The 17,138-nt window shown below is 59.4% G+C and carries 15 protein-coding genes and 1 pseudogene; 8 read left to right on the top strand and 8 right to left on the bottom strand.

Annotated features, from left to right (window positions below; all coding sequences use genetic code 11):
• Nucleotides 1-49: 49 nt before the first annotated feature.
• A complete protein-coding gene (locus ACHMW7_RS24060; RefSeq protein WP_395447947.1) occupies nt 50-547 on the bottom strand; it encodes a hypothetical protein in 498 nt (165 codons plus the stop codon).
• Nucleotides 548-985: 438 nt separating this feature from the next.
• Between ACHMW7_RS24060 and ACHMW7_RS24055 the strand changes: the two genes are divergently transcribed.
• The 3 genes from ACHMW7_RS24055 to ACHMW7_RS24045 all read left to right on the top strand — a co-directional run bounded on the left by ACHMW7_RS24055 (nt 986) and on the right by ACHMW7_RS24045 (nt 3,417).
• Complete coding sequence (locus ACHMW7_RS24055; protein WP_395447946.1) at nt 986-1,927, top strand: kinase; 942 nt, start codon at nt 986-988, stop codon at nt 1,925-1,927.
• Nucleotides 1,917-2,951 carry a PLP-dependent cysteine synthase family protein gene (locus ACHMW7_RS24050; protein ID WP_395447945.1) on the top strand — a complete coding sequence of 345 codons (1,035 nt, stop codon included), beginning with the start codon at nt 1,917-1,919 and terminating at the stop codon, nt 2,949-2,951. Before ACHMW7_RS24055 ends, ACHMW7_RS24050 begins: the two co-directional genes overlap by 11 nt.
• Before the next feature lie 235 nt (nt 2,952-3,186).
• Entirely contained in the window at nt 3,187-3,417 is a 231-nt protein-coding gene (locus tag ACHMW7_RS24045) for a helix-turn-helix domain-containing protein (RefSeq protein ID WP_083948795.1), read from the top strand.
• 135 nt (nt 3,418-3,552) lie between these two features.
• Here the strand turns inward: ACHMW7_RS24045 and ACHMW7_RS24040 are convergent, their stop codons facing one another.
• A complete protein-coding gene (locus ACHMW7_RS24040) occupies nt 3,553-4,578 on the bottom strand; it encodes a pyridoxal-phosphate dependent enzyme (protein WP_395447944.1) in 1,026 nt (341 codons plus the stop codon).
• A 477-nt stretch (nt 4,579-5,055) separates the two neighbouring features.
• Here ACHMW7_RS24040 and ACHMW7_RS24035 point away from each other — a divergent pair, with 477 nt between their 5' ends.
• The 4 genes from ACHMW7_RS24035 to ACHMW7_RS24020 all read left to right on the top strand — a co-directional run bounded on the left by ACHMW7_RS24035 (nt 5,056) and on the right by ACHMW7_RS24020 (nt 7,379).
• A complete protein-coding gene (locus tag ACHMW7_RS24035) occupies nt 5,056-5,286 on the top strand; it encodes a helix-turn-helix domain-containing protein (protein ID WP_395447943.1) in 231 nt (76 codons plus the stop codon).
• Between the two features lie 167 nt (nt 5,287-5,453).
• The gene (locus tag ACHMW7_RS24030) at nt 5,454-6,182 is read left to right on the top strand and encodes a LuxR family transcriptional regulator (RefSeq protein WP_395447942.1); all 729 of its coding nucleotides are present in this window, start codon (nt 5,454-5,456) and stop codon (nt 6,180-6,182) included.
• Between the two features lie 64 nt (nt 6,183-6,246).
• A complete protein-coding gene (locus ACHMW7_RS24025; protein WP_395447941.1) occupies nt 6,247-6,867 on the top strand; it encodes an acyl-homoserine-lactone synthase in 621 nt (206 codons plus the stop codon).
• Nucleotides 6,864-7,379: a GNAT family N-acetyltransferase gene (locus ACHMW7_RS24020; RefSeq protein ID WP_395447940.1), complete on the top strand. Its 516-nt coding sequence runs from the start codon at nt 6,864-6,866 to the stop codon at nt 7,377-7,379. The genes ACHMW7_RS24025 and ACHMW7_RS24020 overlap by 4 nt, the downstream gene beginning before the upstream one ends.
• 110 nt (nt 7,380-7,489) lie before the next feature.
• Here ACHMW7_RS24020 and ACHMW7_RS24015 read toward each other — a convergent pair whose 3' ends face one another.
• Nucleotides 7,490-7,816, bottom strand: coding sequence for a DUF736 domain-containing protein (locus ACHMW7_RS24015; protein ID WP_395447939.1), 327 nt, complete (start codon nt 7,814-7,816; stop codon nt 7,490-7,492).
• A 706-nt stretch (nt 7,817-8,522) separates the two neighbouring features.
• On the opposite strand from ACHMW7_RS24015, the gene ACHMW7_RS24010 reads away from it, so the two are divergent.
• Nucleotides 8,523-9,410, top strand: a complete 888-nt coding sequence (locus ACHMW7_RS24010) for a hypothetical protein (protein WP_395447938.1) — start codon at nt 8,523-8,525, stop codon at nt 9,408-9,410.
• Nucleotides 9,411-9,432: 22 nt separating this feature from the next.
• On the opposite strand, the gene ACHMW7_RS24005 is transcribed toward ACHMW7_RS24010, so the two are convergent.
• The 5 genes and pseudogenes from ACHMW7_RS24005 to ACHMW7_RS23985 all read right to left on the bottom strand — a co-directional run bounded on the left by ACHMW7_RS24005 (nt 9,433) and on the right by ACHMW7_RS23985 (nt 16,293).
• The gene (locus ACHMW7_RS24005; protein ID WP_395447937.1) at nt 9,433-10,359 is read right to left on the bottom strand and encodes a DUF2493 domain-containing protein; all 927 of its coding nucleotides are present in this window, start codon (nt 10,357-10,359) and stop codon (nt 9,433-9,435) included.
• A 321-nt stretch (nt 10,360-10,680) separates the two neighbouring features.
• On the bottom strand, nt 10,681-11,733 hold the full coding sequence (locus tag ACHMW7_RS24000; protein ID WP_395447936.1) for a toprim domain-containing protein: 1,053 nt from the start codon (nt 11,731-11,733) through the stop codon (nt 10,681-10,683).
• Nucleotides 11,734-11,796: 63 nt separating this feature from the next.
• A pseudogene (locus ACHMW7_RS23995) lies at nt 11,797-13,934 on the bottom strand (ParB/RepB/Spo0J family partition protein).
• Between the two features lie 164 nt (nt 13,935-14,098).
• Nucleotides 14,099-15,292 (bottom strand): DUF932 domain-containing protein, encoded by a 1,194-nt coding sequence (locus ACHMW7_RS23990; protein ID WP_395447935.1) that lies wholly within the window; start codon nt 15,290-15,292, stop codon nt 14,099-14,101.
• A 314-nt stretch (nt 15,293-15,606) separates the two neighbouring features.
• The gene (locus ACHMW7_RS23985; protein ID WP_395447934.1) at nt 15,607-16,293 is read right to left on the bottom strand and encodes an outer membrane protein; all 687 of its coding nucleotides are present in this window, start codon (nt 16,291-16,293) and stop codon (nt 15,607-15,609) included.
• Between the last annotated feature and the right edge of the window lie 845 nt (nt 16,294-17,138).

Raw genomic sequence — 17,138 nt, 5'->3', positions numbered from 1 at the left:
CCGGGATTGCCCAACGGCCGACCAGAACGGCAGCCGCTAAAGCTATCACCTATGGGTATCCCGCCACTGACGCAAACATGAAGGCGACGGGCACCGCCTTACACTGATCGTTTTCAGAACAGGCGTTAATCGCGGCGTTAAGAATGAATATCGATGCCTCCATGAGGTCCAGGTCGCGCTGGCTGACATAGACTTTCTCGCCGTGGAACAGATTGTTGCGAACCAATCGGACGGCTTCGAAGAGCATCTGGAGGTTCTTGATGTCGGCTGGCTTGACGAACTCCACCTCGTTGGCGGCTTTGACAACTAGGCGCTTTGGTTGCTGTTTGAAAAAGATGCTCACCTGAGGGGCTTTGGCCAGCTCGTCAAAGAAATCATTCCCCAGTGCGTTCGCGAAGCCATCCCAATGTGGTTCAGCCTTGTCACCCACCTGGCCCCTCAAGAAGCCGCCTCTCTTCAACGCGAACTCAATGCGTGAGAACAGGCAGAAAAATAGCACCGCCTCTTGATCCACATATCCTTTGATAGCCTCACGGTAATCGTGCATCTGTCCCCCTCCTGGTTACCGGATCCAAGCGTACCACCGTAGCAATGTCATCGCCGCCGGACGGCGCTAAATGTATCGCAGGCGATGTCCGGTTATGGAAGTTGGCTAACTCGGCGTGAACGACCGTCATGGGGCGCGAAGCGACCATTCACGGGTCTCAGCCGTCACGTCCGCCTTTGAGCGAAGGCAAAGTTTGCCTGAACGTCCTGGTTGGGGCGCAGAGCAGTTCGTGCCCCACCTGAGCGGCCGGGCTGTTTTGGGTCTGCGTCCGTCGCTTCGGATGGCTCAAAGGCATTTCCCGCATCGACACCAAGATTTCGAGCTTGTGTGTTCGAGCGGAAAACGGACGCAAGTGAGGTCAATACCTGTTTCCAGGAAGTGACACGCCGAAACCTTAGTCCATCATTCGAACCGCACCAGTCGTTCGGAGGTGGGTCTATGCCCCTTGTCGCCAACGATTCAGAACGTACGATGCTGGCCAAGCCGGCAAAAGGTCATGCATATGGCCATCACGGCGAGCTCCTTCAGGGCGTATTTGAGGATGAATTTGGGCGCTTGCACCGTGGCCTGGTAACCCTTCCAATTGATAGTCTTCGGTCCACTGCGTGGATTGTGCTCGATGAGAGCGGCGATCTCGGCGTCGAGCCGCCAAGCCGGGAAAAAGCATTACGTGCTGCGCAACTGGCGCTGGCGCATCTCGGGTATCCTTCCCTTGGTGGGCGTCTCAAGATCGAGAGCGATATTCCGGTGGGGCATGGCTATGGCTCTTCCACGGCCGATGTCGTCGCTTCAGTGCGAGCGGTGGCAGCCGCGTTGGGCGCGAGATTGCTGCCCTCGACGAGCAGTCGGTTGGCGGTCGCCGCTGAAGTTGCGTCAGACGCGATCGCGTTTGAAACTGAGGCGTTGCTATTCGCGCAACGGGAAGGGGTGGTGCTCGAGCACTTCGGCGGTTCGTTGCCGCCATTTGTCCTCGTAGGTTTCAAGGGAGACGCTACTGCTGGGGTCGATACGCTCGAACTGGTTCCGGCACGGTACAGCTCCGAGGAAATCCAGCTCTTCCGCGTTCTTCGAGGGATGGTTGCACGCTCCGTGCGCTATCAGGATGCGCACCTGCTTGGCCAGGCGGCGACAATGAGTGCGCGTATCAGCCAGAGGCACCTTCCCAAACCATATTTCGATGTCGTCGTTGATATCGCAGCTCACCATCATGCTTACGGGATCCAGGTGGCGCATAGCGGATCCCTGTTCGGGCTTATGCTCGATGCCCAATCAGCCAGTCGCGAGAGTATTCATACAATCATCGCTGCGTTGGGGAGCCGCGGGTTCCAAGACATCGGCATCTTCCCAATCAATGCGGAGGAGGCCGCCCATGTCCTTTGACGTCGACTACTTCAGGGCGCTGGAAACGCCGCGTCTTGCTCGGCTTGGCTCAAACGTCGTTGCGGCGGCGTTCCCTTTGATGAAGCTGATGCCGGCTCGCTTCATCCTCGACCAGGCCGAGAAGTCGGGAGAGCTGAAGCCCGGCGCCCACATTGTCGAGACAACCTCGGGCACGTTCGGCATGGCCGTAGCCCTTCTAGCCGCAGCACGTGGTTTTCGGCTGACGCTGGTGACCGCGGCGACCCTAATCGATCAGACGTATCAGGAAAGGCTGGAACGATTGGGCGCGAAGGTGATCGCACTTGCGGACGAGCGCGGCGATGGGAGCCAGACTGGTAGATTGGCACATCTCAGGGCGGTCATGGAGAATGAGCCGGACACTTTCTGGACGCGCCAGTACGACAGTCCGGGTAACTGGCAATCCTATGCCCGCCTAGCCGAACTGTTCGTTCGTTCGATGGGCCAGGTTGATTGGCTTGTCGGTTGCATTGGCACCGGCGGCTCGCTGTGCGGGACCGGTACTTTCCTGCGCCAGGTTTATTCGCATCTGAAGATTGTCGCTGTCGACACGCATCGCAGCGTGCTGTTCGGGCAACCCCTGGGCAAACGAATGCTGCGCGGGCTGGGCAATAGCGTCCTTCCGGCAAATGTCCGGCATCATCTGGTCGACGAAGTACACTGGGTTGGTGCCTATGCCGCCTATCATTCCGCCCATTCGCTCTTTCGCAACCGGGGGATATTCATGGGGCCGACGAGCGGAGCTGCGGCTCTCGTCGGCGAATGGATCGGCCGAACCAACCCGGGTTCAGTCGTCGCCGTCATCATGCCCGATGAAGGACATCGTCATGCCAACACGGTCTATGACGACAAATGGTTGGCTGCACTCCCAGGTTGGCCGTGTCCTCCCGTTCGCGAACCCGAAACCCTTTTTACAATCGAGCCGCGTGACGAATGGGAATGGACGCGGTTCGAGTGGTCCAGGAGATTGCTGGACGAAGTTCCGCGGCCATTAGTGACAAGCTAAAACAACGCAACCGAAAGCGGGCCAGTCTCAGGTCGTGTTCTGCTCGGAAGAAGCTGTTCCACTTAGCCACTGCCATTCAGGTTCCACGCCAACTTGGTGGCGGTCCTATTGGACGGAACATTCGCTTAGCGGCAGTTGAGCTGCCCAGACGCCATATGTCGTGGCTGCTGGGGATTATTGCCGGCGAACAATTTGTTGCCATCCCCGCTCAATGCACGTTCGGCAAATTCCCGCGATGAACCTTCGCAATGCATTTGGTCTGAACCTGCAGCGACTGCGTCGTAAACGCGGGTTGTCGCAAGAGCAGCTGGCTCATCTTGCCGGTTGCGCTCGGGCCTATCTCAGCGGGGCAGAAGCTGGGCGCCGCAATGCAACTCTTGACATGGTGGAGGCGCTGGCGACCGTGCTGGAGGTAGAACCTGCGGATTTGCTGAAGGATCCGGCAGCGGGACGGGAAACGAGATAGTTGCTGCGCCGATGTCACAATCGAACCTCCCGTGGGATGGGAAGCGGTCCGATTGTTCAAGGAGGTTGCTGGACCACGCCTTGCCACCGCCGCTCGGGCACGGCTGAACATCTGCAATCGGAAGTCTATCAAGTCTCACGCAGCAGCCGGTTCTGCGCCGTGTCTCCCCGTTGCCCACTGCCACGCTGCCTCGACACTCTCAAATGGAGCTTGGGTGGCAGCCGGATTGGCAGAAATGTCGAGGTCCTTCAGGCCGGTGGCAGTCACCACTGCCACCACCCGATCCCCCGGCACTATGATCTGCCGATCGCGTAAATCCTGGATTGCGACCAGAGGTGCGACCGAAGCCAGTTCTACGAAAAGACCTTCTCTGGCAGCCAACGTCTTTTGCATGCGGATGAGCTTCTCGTTGGATACGCAGACAGCATGGCCCCCGGTGTCGCGCAGTGCCTTCACCGCCTGGTATGTGCTGCGCGTCGTGCCGATTGAGAGAGCAATTGTTTCGAAGGAAGGTTCCTGCTCCTCGATCCGGTCAAAGCCATTCTCGAGGGCTTTTGAAAGCGAGCCATGCACTTCAGCAGCAACCAGCCTTGGTACTCTTGCGATTTTGCCCCTGCTACGCAGGTCGTGGAAGCCGGCCGCTACTCCTGCGAGGGCGTCCCCATAGCAAACGGGAAGCACACACCAGTCTGGCAGATGCCCGTCCGCCTGCTCCGCAATCTCATAGGCGATCGTTTTGTAACCTTCGATGCCAAGAGGGTGACTGCCGACGACGGGGTGCTGATAGGGGGAGGTAACAAACCAGCCGAGACGATCGGCAGCCTTCTCAAGAAGTTTCCACCTGTCGCTCTTGTCGGCCATCGGGATCACGGAAGCCCCATAGGCATGAATCTGCGACAACATCGGACCAGCGGCTCCGGCAAATGTCGCGACAACACAGCCGAGCCCAGACTTGGCTGCGTAGGCCGCCAGCGATGCGCCGGCATTGCCTGATGACGCCGTCGCCAGCACCCTTGCCCCTTGACCGCGCGCCATCGACACCGCGACTGTGGAAAATCGATCCTTGTGAGATCCGGTCGGATTGCGCCCCTCATCCTTGATGAAGAGCTGAGGGACGCCCAAAGCTTCCCCAAGTCGCTCTGCTGGCAGCAGTGGGGTCAAACCTTCTCCCAAGGACACCACCGGACCGCTAGGGCGCGGCAGAAATGATCCGTAACGCCAAAGGGAACTGCGGAGAACGCTCCCCTCGGCCTGGTCGTCAACCGCATCTGCACCGCGCGTATAGATCGGCTGGAGGTTTGCCGGGGCTTGTTCAACGCACCTGGGACAGCCTCTGGAATCTATCCTGATGTCGCTTGCATGTTCGGAGCCACATCGGATGCAGCTGTATCCGGAAATAGTCGCCATGTGGTCGAAAGCTCCGTCTACGCAATATTGGTCTGTCGGGCGGCATGATTGGAGAGAAGGCCTTCCGAACGCTGCTTGTGGCATCAGGCTGCTAGCGACTATCCGGACGCCTCCGGGTCCCTGTCTCGGGTCTGGTTTCCGCAGCCGATCAAACAGCATATGCCGCGCGTGTCAACGAAAATGTGCACTATAGTGCGTTGCATTATAGTGCACATTCGGCAAGATCACGCGATGAACCTTCGCAAAATATTCGGTCTGAATCTGCAGCGGCTGCGCCGGGAACAGCGGTTGTCGCAAGAGCAATTGGCTCATCTCGCCGGTTGCGCCCGAGCTTACCTCAGCGGTGCTGAAGCCGGGCGCCGCAATGCGACGCTCGACATGTTGGAGGCGCTGGCCACGGTGCTGGAGGTGGAGCCTGCGGACCTTCTGAAGGATCCGGAAACCAGGCCGGAACCGAGATAGCGCGGTCCTCAGGCGGGCATTTAGGCGAAAGCTTTCAAAGCGCCGACAAATGAAAATTATAGTTAGCAATCTGCATGCAAAACGCTGAATTCGCCTGACGAGGCTGAACTGCCCTGCCATCATCGATGCGGGCTGGTTGCATATTCAGCGGTTTTGGAGCGTGGGTGATGAACCCCGATGTGTTCGCAAGGCTCACAGGTGCGCTCGCGAGAATTGACGCCGCAGTTGCACCAGCGGACGTTTTGAAAGAACTGCTTGGCATCCTGCGCCCCTTCGGCTTTCGTCATCTGCTCATAACAGGCCTGCCTTCACCGCAGATTGGGCCGTGGCAGCGCGAAATCCTCTATGACGGCTGGCCAGTGGAATGGCTCAAGCATTACCTGGCCAGCGAGCATTTCACCCAAGATCCTTGTGCTTCGCGCAGCCGCATGGTTGGCCAGCCCTTTGTCTGGCATGACTTGTCGCCCAAAGAGATGACCACTGGACAACTGCGGGTCATGGGCGAGGCCGCAGAATTCGGACTGAGGAATGGCTTGTGCGTTCCTGTCCATGAGCCTCGAAGATCTCCTTCGGTCGTGACCGCCGCGGGCGAACGTATCGAGGTTTTGCCCGAAGACATTCCAATCCTTGAAACGGTATGCGTGCATGCCTACCGCGCGCTTCGCCGGCTGCGTGACCGAGGTGAGCAATCACCTCAGATCAACCTGACTGATCGAGAGCGAGAAGTGCTGACCTGGATAGCAGCCGGCAAGGCAGCTGAGGACGTAGCTTGCATTCTTGGGATTTCGAGATTCACGGTCGAGCGACATCTGAGCAACGTCAGAGATAAGTGCGACGCGGTAAATACGATCCAGGCGGCTATGGAAGCCGTGCGGCGAGGCGAAATCTATCCCTGACAATACCAGAAAACCGCAATAGTCCAGCCTGGGCAGCTGGGGTACGCGTCCTCTGGTGCGTACCATGTTCAAACTTCATATCGTCGATTGGTCAAACCGCCTGATGTATCAGGATCATCTCGAACGCTATTTTCGCATTCGATATGAAATCTACGTCATTGGCCGAAAATGGCAGGAAATCGACAGGCCAATTCCATTGGAGATCGACGCGTTCGATACCAGGGACGCTATCTACCTGCTCGGAATAGCCGGCAGCGAAAACATAGTCGCTGGGTCTCGTCTGGTGCCGACGACGAAACCGCATTTGCTTTCGGATGTCTTCCCAATGCTTGCCAGAGGTGCACCGCCGAGAGACGCCGATCTCTATGAATGGACGCGATTTTTCATCGTGCCATCTTTGCGAATGACGGGTGGATCGTCACAAGCAGCCGGCATCGTATTGTGCGGGCTTCTCGAAGCATGCCTGAGGTTAGGGATAGCCAAGCTGAGTGTCGTGTGTGAGGACTTCTGGCCGGCACGGCTGGAACAGCTTGGCTGGTCGGTTACCCGCCTTGGCGAGGTCCTTGATCATCCTCACGGCAGGATTGTTGCTCTTCTCATCGATGTCGACGGAGGCGCACTGCAGTCCACTCGCGTTGCCTACGGGCTTGGAAACGCGAGCGCGTTGGCCGGTGCGGGCGCATGAAGATCGCTCTCAAACTGCTCCAGGTCGATGAGGTTGCTTCGGTGACGGGCATCGAACTGGATGAGCACGACGAAGATCTCGCCGGCGGCAGCATGGCCACGATCTACAAGAGGCTGAGGCGGCGGCCCGAACTAAGTTCGTGCCATCCATTCATCGTGACGGTGGAATGCGCGACAGTGGGGTTCCTGATGCTGCGAGAGGGACCAGCGCTGCCGTACTGGGGAAACCCTGGTTCAATCAGCCTGCACAACTTCCGCATCAGCCGTAAGGCGCAGGGGAGGGGCTTCGGCACCGCCGCTATCGCACTTGCCGCGATTTGGATCGCTGTGCATCGTCCACGGAGCTCCGCTTTAACGTTGAGCGTCAACGAGGAAAATTCCAGCGCGCTCCGGCTTTATCGCCGCTGTGGTTTTGAGAGCTCTGGTTGCTCTTTCGCCGGACGGTTGGGGACGGAAATCGTCTTATCCTGTGACGTGTCCGAACTTCTGAAAAAGTTTGTTGCTGATCGGTAGCGGGAAATTGCCGGCACCCATCTTCTCCGACGCCAGGCGACTATTTGGCCATTGGCTGTTTTGAGCGGAAAGCACCCGCCCGGATGATCCGGGCGGGGCTTGATGGGGCATTACTCGCCTTTGCGGCGACCCGGGCGAGACCAGATGAGGCTGTATCCTTCACCTTCCTCGTCGTTGAAGAGGTTGGCGAAGATGGGAGCATTGAAGCTCGGGTCATCGAGCTTGAGGCCCAGGTAGTCGCGACCCTCGTTGGAGCGCTTGGTCCAGGCGGCGCCGATGTCGGCACGGCCGACGAAGACCCGGTGGCTGGGGGCGTTGTCGCCGGTGGCGCGGGTTTCAGGGACGATGCGGACGCTGCGGGCCTGAACGCTGAGGGTGACGATTTCGCCGGTGAACTCGTTGTTGGCGGACTTCTTGAAGGTGCCGATGGTAGCCATGGTGGTTCTCCTTGATCCAGTCTGTTTCGAGCCGCACCATTGCGGTCTCGATGGTGATCGACAGGCTGGAGGCGATCGACGGCGCACCCATGGGGCCGAAGCGGACGCGGAGGATGGCGCTGGCGTGACTTTGTTGCCCGCGAGGAATGGCGCGCAGCGGCAGGGGAAGAAAGTCGCGACAAGCCATTGCGCCGAAGGCGATCAGGCGAAGCCGGCCCCAGGCAAAAAGCACCCATCGATGAGACCGCTTTGGTGCGCGTCAGTTTGATGGATCAAGGGGGGAGCTCTGGCAACCTCGTGCCATCCTGATCTCTCGCCGCCAACACTGCGCTTGCGCGTCGTTTGAAGCTCTGCGGTTCCGGCCGTTTCAAAGCTTCGTCAAACGTGTTCGCGCCACTTGCCAACACCACACGAGTCTCTGGGACTGTGGCTGCCCTGCTGTCGTCGCTCGAAATAACCGAGAATGCCCGGTGAGGCTGCGGCTCCTCTGGAACTCCAGCTGATGGCAGGAACTCTATGCGGTCTCTTTGCGCAAACCTATGACGATGAAGGATGGTGAGGTCTGCTCAGAATGTTCTGCCCACCATCCGTTGAACGGGCGCAACTACCCAGCAACGTGCCGATTGGTTCCGAATGGGTGCTTCACATCTCAAATATTTGGAGACAATATACTTGCCGTGAATTTCACAATTGGGGGGGATTAACGATGGCTGCTTATGATGAAGAGCGTGCGAAGATAATTGCATCAGGGGTTGAGGTAGTTCCACACCCAGATCACGCATTCATGTTGACGATCCGCCGCAAGAAGCGTGTTGAAAAAGAGCATCAAGATGCCTCTGACCAAGCCATTTTCGAGAGGGCGTTCAGTGACAAGCCCGATCGAGCATATTCGACCAAGAAGAGGATCTTGGCTGAGGGCGATTCATGGGTAAATATATTTACAGATATCCCAGGGCAGCCTGACACCTTCGTCGATGTGATCGCGAAAAAGTACTATGTAAACAATATTGGCTGGCCTGGAGATACGTTTCGAGAGACGTTCGGGGCTAAGCAGTACAAGCAGCCGCTGAGCGCGGGAACGTTCGATTTCTTCGTCTTTTCGGGTGGCGGGGTCGACTTCTTTGGCGGCGACGCCATGAAGAATTTTGTGCGCCCGCATAGCGAAGGGAGCGGCTCCAAAGACGCCAAAACCTATGTCAAGGATGAGTTCGATTACTTTCTCCGTGGAGTAGCCCGCGATTATCGCACCGTTCTTCGCGAGACGATAACGTGGAGTGCACCGAAGCGTACCAAGCTTGTCATGCATGGATACGACTATTCCATCCCAAAACCCGGGGGGCAGTATCTCGGGCGAAGGTTTGAGGAGTTGGGGTTTGACACCGCCACTCGTTTGCCCCGCGAAATAGTCAAGGTCCTCGTGGACCGCTTCTACGATGCGCTGCTAAGCGTTGCCAGCGGGAGCGGAGGTCGGGCGATGGTCGTGGATTTCCGAAACACCATCGGCCGACTTTGGCATGATGAGATTCATCCAAATGATAGCGGGGCCAAGAAGCTCGCGACTCGAGCGGCTAACAAGATGGGACTTGTCTTGTAATCGGGAAAGGCAAAAGCGGCACTCATGTGCCGCTGGATCTCATGACGGGGATGCCGAGCTTGCGAGCCTTGTCTGCGAGATTGTCCTGAATTCCGGTACCCGGAAAACAGATCACGCCGATCGGCATCGCCTCGAGCATGGCGTCGTTGCGTCTGAACGGCGCTGCCTTGGCATGCTTGGTCCAGTCGGGCTTGAAGGCGATCTGCGGAACCTTGCGATGGGTGGCCCATTTGGCGGCAATGAGTTCGGCGCCCTTCGGGCTTCCACCATGCAACAGCACCATGTCAGGATGCTTGGCATAGACCTGGTCGAGCTTGGTCCAGATCAGGTGATGGTCGTTGAAGTCGAGCCCGCCAGTGAAGGCAATTTTGGGGCCGGGCGGCAGGAGTGTCTCGTTCTCGCTGCGCCGCTTGGCGGCAATGAAGTCCCGGCTGTCGATCAGCGCTGCGGTAAGGTTGCGATGATTGACCATCGAGCCAGTGCGCGGCCGCCAGATCGAGTGGGTGGAGCGTTCGAAATGTTCGGCTGCCTGGTCGCGCATCAGCTCGAAAACATTGCGCCTCTCTAGAACGGTTTGACCCTGTGCTGTCAGGCGTTCGAGTTCGACCGATTTCACCTCGGACCCGTCCTGTTCGCGCTGGAGGCGGTGCTGGGCGACTTCGTTGTCGTCGAGCTCGCGTTCAATTCGGCCGACTGCGCGGTGAAAGAGATTGACCGTGCCCCAGAGTAGTTCTTCGAGGTCGGGTTCGAGGCGGGTATCGGAAAGTGCCACCACAAGGGCGTCGAAGATGTCGGCAACGCTGCCAGAGACGACGTGGCCTTCGGGAAGTGGACGTGGGTCAGGTTCATCCTCGAAGGGACGGTAGCCGTAGAGCTGAAGTTCCTGGAGGACGTGTTCGGTCGGGGAGGTGTGGTGCGGCTCGTTGGCCGTGTCGTGCTCTTCGGTCATGGAGGTCTTCCTTCGCTCGTGGCCACGCCCAACGCGGCCTTCTTGGCGACGAAGGCGTCGGCCGGGATGGACCTGCACCTGGAGCGCAGTGGAAGGCCGGAACGCAGTGGAGGATGGCGACGGCCGACGATTTTGTTTCGCGATGGAAAGCGCCTCGTCGAGGCGCGCCGGAAAATCGTCGGACGAAGCCATTGCCTGTCCGACACGACTGACGCCCGATCGCCCTTTCGAAGGCCGTAGATGTGGCCTCGCAGTGGTGAGGCTGGCGTCCGCTACGCGACAGCGCACGATGCCGTGGTCCCGCCCTCGATCCCGTACTGGTCAAACGGCCGAGGACATGAAGCGTGCGATGTCCTGAGGAGCGACCTGCAACTTCAACCGTGAAGTCAATGCCTCGTGACCGAGCAGTCTGAGGTCTTCGTTGAAGTCACCAAGCCGAGGCGTGAGGATGATAGTCTCGATCCCGACCACACCGGTGCGCTCGAGCAGTGTTGCTATCGCATTGTCGCCTGCCGGATCGTTGTCACGAGCGACATAGAGTCGGCGTAGCGTGTGTGGAAAGACGATTGCAGATAGGTGTGCGGCTGAAAGCGCCGCCATCGAAGCTACATGAGGCAACGCGGATTTGACCGACAATGTCGTTTCGATGCCTTCGCCGGCCACCATGACTTCGCTGCCTGCGCCGAAACGGACTGCGTGACCGAGCAGGTTGCCCATGGCGCGCCGGGGCGTAGAGAGAGGCGCTCGGCCTAGATCGGCTTCGCTGAAGCCGCTGGGATCGAGCCACGTGCGGTGTGCACCCGTCAGCTTGCCGGAAAGGTCGGTGACGGCAGCGATCATCGCCGGCCAGGTTTCGGTCGGAGCGTAGTCGTTTGCGCGGTAGTAGCATTGTGGGTGGTAGCGGAGGGCACCGGTTTCGCCCAGGGCCGTAATGCCGCGATTACGCAAATATTCCTCGACGAGGGTTCCTCCGATAGGCTGCGTCATGGCAAGGAGGCGGCATGCGGACTCTGTCGATCCCCGCGGTGCTGGCATGTGACCGCCGAGCCAGTTGCCCGGGTCAGAATATGGCATGGAGAGGAAGGACCTTGCCTCCTCGGAAACGTCCCTGAAGTCGACGAGACAAAGACTTTCGCGGATGACGTCGAGCAAATCACCATGCTCGCCAGTCGCGGCATCCGTCCATTTTCCCGCAGCTCCTTTTCCTGATCCCGGTCCCTTCAGACGGACGAACATGGAGCGGCCGGGACTGTTTCGGACATCGCCAACAAGCCAGTAGCGGCCTTGACGACGCCCATTTGACAGATAGTGCCGGCACACCGCCTCAGCCCGATCTGCCAGGCGAGCAGCGAGATCGCGTGGTGTCTCAGCCATGATGGACCTCAAAAGATTTGGCCCGCCGTCGCCGGCGGGCCAGGTATTGGGGGCAGGGTGGCTTCATTCGGCCGCGATGGGAGGAACCTCGTCGGTCCCAGTGTCATGCATGTCGTCATCTTCGCCGATAGCCGTTGCGCCACCGTTTGCCGCCAATTCCTCGACGTCTGTCGCGAGGAGTTGCAGCGGTTCGGGCAGCCATCCAGCATCGCTAAGAAGGAGTTCAGCTTCCTGCGCCATGTCGCCTTTCTTCAGATGCTGAATAAGCGAGGCGGCGCGCTCACCTGCACCTTCGCGGACGGCTGCAAGGATCCGCGCCTTGGTGACCCGGCCGAGATAGTTCTCGACGGTCGGCTTCCAGTTGGCGTCGCTCACCATGTCGAATCCGGTAGCGCGCGCCAGGCGGTCTGCGCCAGCGAGACGGCAGCTGAGGCTGTGCGGGGTTGGGCCGGAACCGCCATAAGGGTTTGGGCGCTCCTGGATCGCGTTGACACCGTAGCTGACGCAATGAGCGAGCAGAGCCATCCGGCTCGAGTCACTGCATGCGGCGATCCAATCCCAGAGTGCGCTTTCGTCTGAGGGCAGGTCGGCCCTCCAGGCATCGTAGCGCTCGCTGACCGCCTTGGCCGATTGCGTTTCCTTGAGATCTTTGCCCTGCGCCGAGAAGCAGGCTTGGCGCACCGAGATTTCCAGGCATCCGGTGGGAGCCGCAAAATGATAGCGCTCCATCACCATGCGATGCAGCAGCGCCGTCATTGCGACATGGGGATTGCCGGCGAGTGCGTTCTGCAGCGCGAGCGTGCGGTGGGCGGTAAGTTCGCCGACCAGGCCCTCGGGAAGGGGTTTGATGACCTCGTCGTCCACTTCCTCCTTATCGACCAATTGGCCGCCGATGGAGATGACGGTGCGCTGAGGCCCGTCGCGGTCGACCTCTCGCAAGGCGTGATCCTCGTCGCCATCCCCGTGTTCTTCTCCGTCGGAGACGATCGGGGCCTCGTCGTCGGGCCTGATGTAGCCACGGTCGACCACAAGCTCGCCTTCACGATTGATGCTGAGGAAGACCCCAGCGCGCGAGATCTCGGCGGGATCGAACCTCACAGGCCTATTCTCGAAGGCCGAGAGTGCCGCTTCGATCTCGGCAAGCCGCTGGTCGACGGCGTCGGGCAGGTCGTCGGCTTCGCTGTATTCGGCTTCGAGCTTTTCTTGTTCGTTGCGCAAGGCTTCGCGGGTTAAGCTCTCCTCTTCGTTGAGTGCCTCAGTCACGCCGGCCAACTTACGTAGGCCGTTGGCGTGGCCATAAGGCAGCTCAACGGATGCTGAGATCCACTTCCAGCCCTGTTTGGCCAGTTCGGTTGCAGTGCCTTGCAGCATGTCGTCGACGAGGCGGTCGAGGAGAGGGACGTCCTCCAACCAGCCGCTGTCGTCGTCCGAGAAGAGATCTCGCAGGACGATACCGCCGGCAGCCTTGTATGGATCGATGCCGATGCAGCGAACACGCTTGTCAGTCGTTGGGACCGTCGTGTCGGTGAGTAGGCGGCGGATCTGCCAAGGCTCCTTCTGCCAGGAGCCGCAGATGCGCTCCCAGACTTGCTCCTGTCGCGCATGATCGGGATTGACGGTGAATGCCTCCAGCATCGCGAGCGTCATTTCTTGGCGCGCATACGCTTCGAGCAGGGATGGGGCAACCGCAACGAGACGAAGGCGCTGGGAAATGTAGCGCGGCGTGGTGCGATAGGCGTCCGCGATTTCCTCTTTCGATATGCCACCGTCCAGCATGCGCTTGAACGCCTTGAACTGGTCGAGAGGGTGCAGGGCAAGGCGCACAGTGTTTTCCGCCAGCGAGTCATCGACGGCGGATGTCTTCGCGTTGGCCTTCTTGACGAGACATGGGACGGGACCGTCGGCCGGAAAGCGGCCGGCTTCCACCAGTCGCGCGATTGCCCTGTAACGGCGCCCACCCGCCGGTGTCTCGAAATCGCCGTCTCGTTGCCGTCGGCGTCCACAATGGCGCGGACATTGAGACCCTGCAGGATGTCCTGGCGGCGGTCGATATCATGGGTGAGTTCGTCGAGACCTTCTTCGACGTTGATCTCACGCACGTTGCTGTCCGACAGGAATATCCGGTTGAACGGAATGTCGCGCGACTGCGAAAAGACGATCATCATCGCGACGGAGGACTTCTTCTTGGCAGCTTTGGCCATGGTGGTTCTCCACGACGGACCCCGAGAGCGTCTCTCTCGGATCTGAAATCCGTCACGAAGCGAAGCGCCGCCCTTTTCCTCTGGAGGGCGGCACCACACATCCGGCGAACCCGTAAACACAAGGGGAGGAGAGCGGGACCTTGCCTCCGGGATTGCAGTAACGATCAGGCGGCTCGATCGAGCATTTTCTTGGCCTTCGCCTCCATATCGAGGCGGGCGTCCTGATGGGTTTTGTCGCGCGCGACGGCCGTGATCCCCTGCACGAAATCGAAAATGCTCTGGGGCGGGCGGCCTTCCTCGATTAGCACAGTATCGATGATTTTCGCCGTCTCGGCCCTGGAGAAGCCGCGCCGGCGCAGGAATTCGGTACGGTCCTCGTCAATGCGCGCGACGATCCGTTCACGCGATGCCTTGATGCGATTGATGAAGGGCATCGGCGAGGAGTTGGCGAAATTGAGCAGATCGGGTGCTGCCTCATGGGCAAAGCGGGAGGCGGCATATTTCGAGTGTCGGATGGTGATCTCCTCGAAATCCTCGACCCCCCAGAGGTTGCGGTTCTGGCACACGGCGCGGAGATAGAAGCTTGCAATTCCCAGCGTTTTTGCGCCGACTTCGGAGTTCCAGCAATAGAAGCCACGGAAATAGAGGTCGGGCGAGCCATCCGGAAGCTTGCCTGCCTCGATCGGATTGAGATCGTCTACAAGGAAGATGAAGACGTCACGGTCCGAGGCGTAAAGCGTTGTGGTGTCCTTGGTGATGTCGACACGGGGATTGTAGACGCCGGTCGACCAGTCGAGCACGCCGGGAACCTTCCATCGGGTGTCGCCGGTGCCGTTGCCGGCGATACGCTGGACGGCCTCGATGAGTTCGTGGTCGTAGATGCGGCCGTAGTCCGGGCCGGTGACGGCCCGCAGTTCGATGCGACCGTCGCCCGTCTCAAGGGTCTTGAGCTGCTCTGCGCGATGCGTTGCCAGCCCGTATTGCAGATTGATGCCGGCCAGCGATGCGGGGAGTTGGCGCAGATAGGCCGCAGGCGCGCCGACGAGGCTTGCCAGTTGTCCGAAACTCCAGTGCGTTGGGGCGACGGGTGCTTCGGCGCCGGGGAGAATGAGCGTCAGCCGTTCCGGATCGCCACGGCTCGCCTCGACTCGGATGCTCTCACTTTCGATGTTGCGAGTGCTGCTGCTTTCGGCCCGCGCGCGAACCGTGCGTGCCAATTCGTTCAGAGATAAAAAGCGCTCGTCGTCGGGCCGCGAGAACCATTCCGACGAGACACGGCCGATGCGCTCGCCGCGGGACACATCCACTTTGAAGCTACCATCGACCTTGTGAGTAACACCGAGAACTTGCGTGTTCATGGCACAATCTCCATGACGGCGCCGGAAGCCTCTCCTCCGACCTCAACCCGTCATCGATTGTCCGCCCTTCTCTCACTCTTGGTCGGGGACAGTTCAGGCGCACTTTCCCATCCTTGCCCGTGCGGTCGCACGGCGACACGTAAGCGCACCACCTGATGCATGATGACCGCCAAGACCTGGAGCCTCCTGGGGCATGGCCATACCCCTCCAGCTCACGCCCCGTGCAGAAAGGCCTGTGACGTTCCGTCCGGCAGGCCTTTCTGCACGAGCATGTTCCTGCCACTAGGCTGCGGCCCGGGCAGGGAACGTCCCGGTTAAAATTTGTACGCGATGCCGAGACGAACGTCGTGTGTCGTCAATTCCGCCGTAGCACCGGGCGCAATGTCGAAATCGCCAAAATCCGTGTAGCGATATTCCGCCCGACCGATCAGATTGTCGGTGAATGCGTATTCAACGCCCGCGCCGACAGTCCATCCGACCATGGTGTCTCCAACCGTAGTGCCTGCAACGCCAGCGGTGAACGGGGTAACGTCAACGTCGCCAAAGGCTAGCCCGCCTGCAAGATACGGGAGGAACCGATCCATGGCGTAGCCCACTCTGAGACGAGCGGCTCCGGACCAGTTTAGTTCGTAGAGATCACCGCTGCCCGGCCCAACTGGAACCCCGCCCGCCAGCATTCCGTCGCCAAACCCGTCTGCATTGCTCCATGCCAGATCGGCGTCGATGCCTAGCACGATATTGTTGGCCATTTGATAGTTGTAGCCAACGTATCCGCCGACAAGCCAACCGTCGATGTCAGGGTCTGCGAATGCTCCGGTAGGATATGAACTGTGTCCGTCGCCCCACAGGTAGCCGGCCTGCAAGCCAACGTAACCCCCGGTCCAGGTAAAAACCGGAGCGAGGCTCGCTTCTGGTGTCGGTTCAAGAACGACTGCATCGGCCGCCGAAGCGATGCCGGAAAGACCGAGCAGGAAAGCGGAAGTCAGGAACAGTTTTTTCACGGTAACGCTCCACTTTAGCCCCCGCTAAAACATAACAGACATCCTTGAAGAGTATACTTAAACCGATATTTGAAGTGATATTTGGGTCATCAAATGTTGCCACGCTGCCACACACCCTCTGTTCTGGTTTGTGGGCAAGCTCGGACCTTAGGACCAGGAACCGAGCTTCTGCCATCGTCAAGATGTGGATTACCCAACCGCAGTTAGTCTGGAAGGCTTTGCCTTCGCGCGCCTCTCCGGCACTGCCTCAACTGATAGAACGTCGTCCTCATGAACGGTTATCGGCCTGACGCCAGGTCTCGCCACAATCAGATAGCCGTCGTTCAGTCGGTGGGTTACTTCAAGCCGCACAAGGACATGGCCACCTGCGCTCACGGGTCGGTCGCTCATCAAAGCAACTCCAGCTCAACGCCCCCGCGGTCGCTAAATTAATCGCATCTAATCAAGGATATCGCAATGGGCAGAATGGTTCCCAACTGTGGGGCGGCGCTGGTGATCGGGCTCCACCGGTGTCGCGTGGCATCTGGCCCAGCTGGTCGTGCGGTGCTTCGGTACATGTAGCTGGCGGCGCTGCCACCGAGGCTACCTGCCTAATAGCCGGCCAACCAGAAAATACCGCTCGCCGTACCAAACGCGACTGCGACGTAGAACAGGTCAGTCCATAGTGGCCCTGGAATGTCGCTCAAATGGCCGACAGGAGCCATTTGGTCGTTACGAGAGCACCCAGAACCACGGAGATCAACTGCACGTCTTCGACAGTCAACTTGGCTCCGCGACGACTTCAGGTCGGTCGTCATTTTCGCCTCCCTAAACAGCCCGATTACCTCCCTACAACAGGGGTTCGT

Source organism: Aminobacter sp. UC22_36 (assembly GCF_044056035.1).
Classification (GTDB): domain Bacteria; phylum Pseudomonadota; class Alphaproteobacteria; order Rhizobiales; family Rhizobiaceae; genus Aminobacter.
This window is presented reverse-complemented; position numbering and strand designations above follow the sequence as displayed.

Excerpts from the sequence above, each read along its gene's own strand:
- ACHMW7_RS24010 (WP_395447938.1), top strand. The coding sequence starts at position 8,523 with ATGGCTGCTTATGATGAAGAGCGTGCGAAGATAATTGCATCAGGGGTT.
- ACHMW7_RS24025 (WP_395447941.1), top strand. The coding sequence starts at position 6,247 with ATGTTCAAACTTCATATCGTCGATTGGTCAAACCGCCTGATGTATCAG.
- ACHMW7_RS23990 (WP_395447935.1), bottom strand. The coding sequence starts at position 15,292 with ATGAACACGCAAGTTCTCGGTGTTACTCACAAGGTCGATGGTAGCTTC.
- ACHMW7_RS24050 (WP_395447945.1), top strand. The coding sequence starts at position 1,917 with ATGTCCTTTGACGTCGACTACTTCAGGGCGCTGGAAACGCCGCGTCTT.
- ACHMW7_RS24030 (WP_395447942.1), top strand. The coding sequence starts at position 5,454 with ATGAACCCCGATGTGTTCGCAAGGCTCACAGGTGCGCTCGCGAGAATT.
- ACHMW7_RS24055 (WP_395447946.1), top strand. The coding sequence starts at position 986 with ATGCCCCTTGTCGCCAACGATTCAGAACGTACGATGCTGGCCAAGCCG.
- ACHMW7_RS24005 (WP_395447937.1), bottom strand. The coding sequence starts at position 10,359 with ATGACCGAAGAGCACGACACGGCCAACGAGCCGCACCACACCTCCCCG.
- ACHMW7_RS24020 (WP_395447940.1), top strand. The coding sequence starts at position 6,864 with ATGAAGATCGCTCTCAAACTGCTCCAGGTCGATGAGGTTGCTTCGGTG.
- ACHMW7_RS24035 (WP_395447943.1), top strand. The coding sequence starts at position 5,056 with ATGAACCTTCGCAAAATATTCGGTCTGAATCTGCAGCGGCTGCGCCGG.
- ACHMW7_RS24015 (WP_395447939.1), bottom strand. The coding sequence starts at position 7,816 with ATGGCTACCATCGGCACCTTCAAGAAGTCCGCCAACAACGAGTTCACC.
- ACHMW7_RS24000 (WP_395447936.1), bottom strand. The coding sequence starts at position 11,733 with ATGGCTGAGACACCACGCGATCTCGCTGCTCGCCTGGCAGATCGGGCT.
- ACHMW7_RS24060 (WP_395447947.1), bottom strand. The coding sequence starts at position 547 with ATGCACGATTACCGTGAGGCTATCAAAGGATATGTGGATCAAGAGGCG.
- ACHMW7_RS24045 (WP_083948795.1), top strand. The coding sequence starts at position 3,187 with ATGAACCTTCGCAATGCATTTGGTCTGAACCTGCAGCGACTGCGTCGT.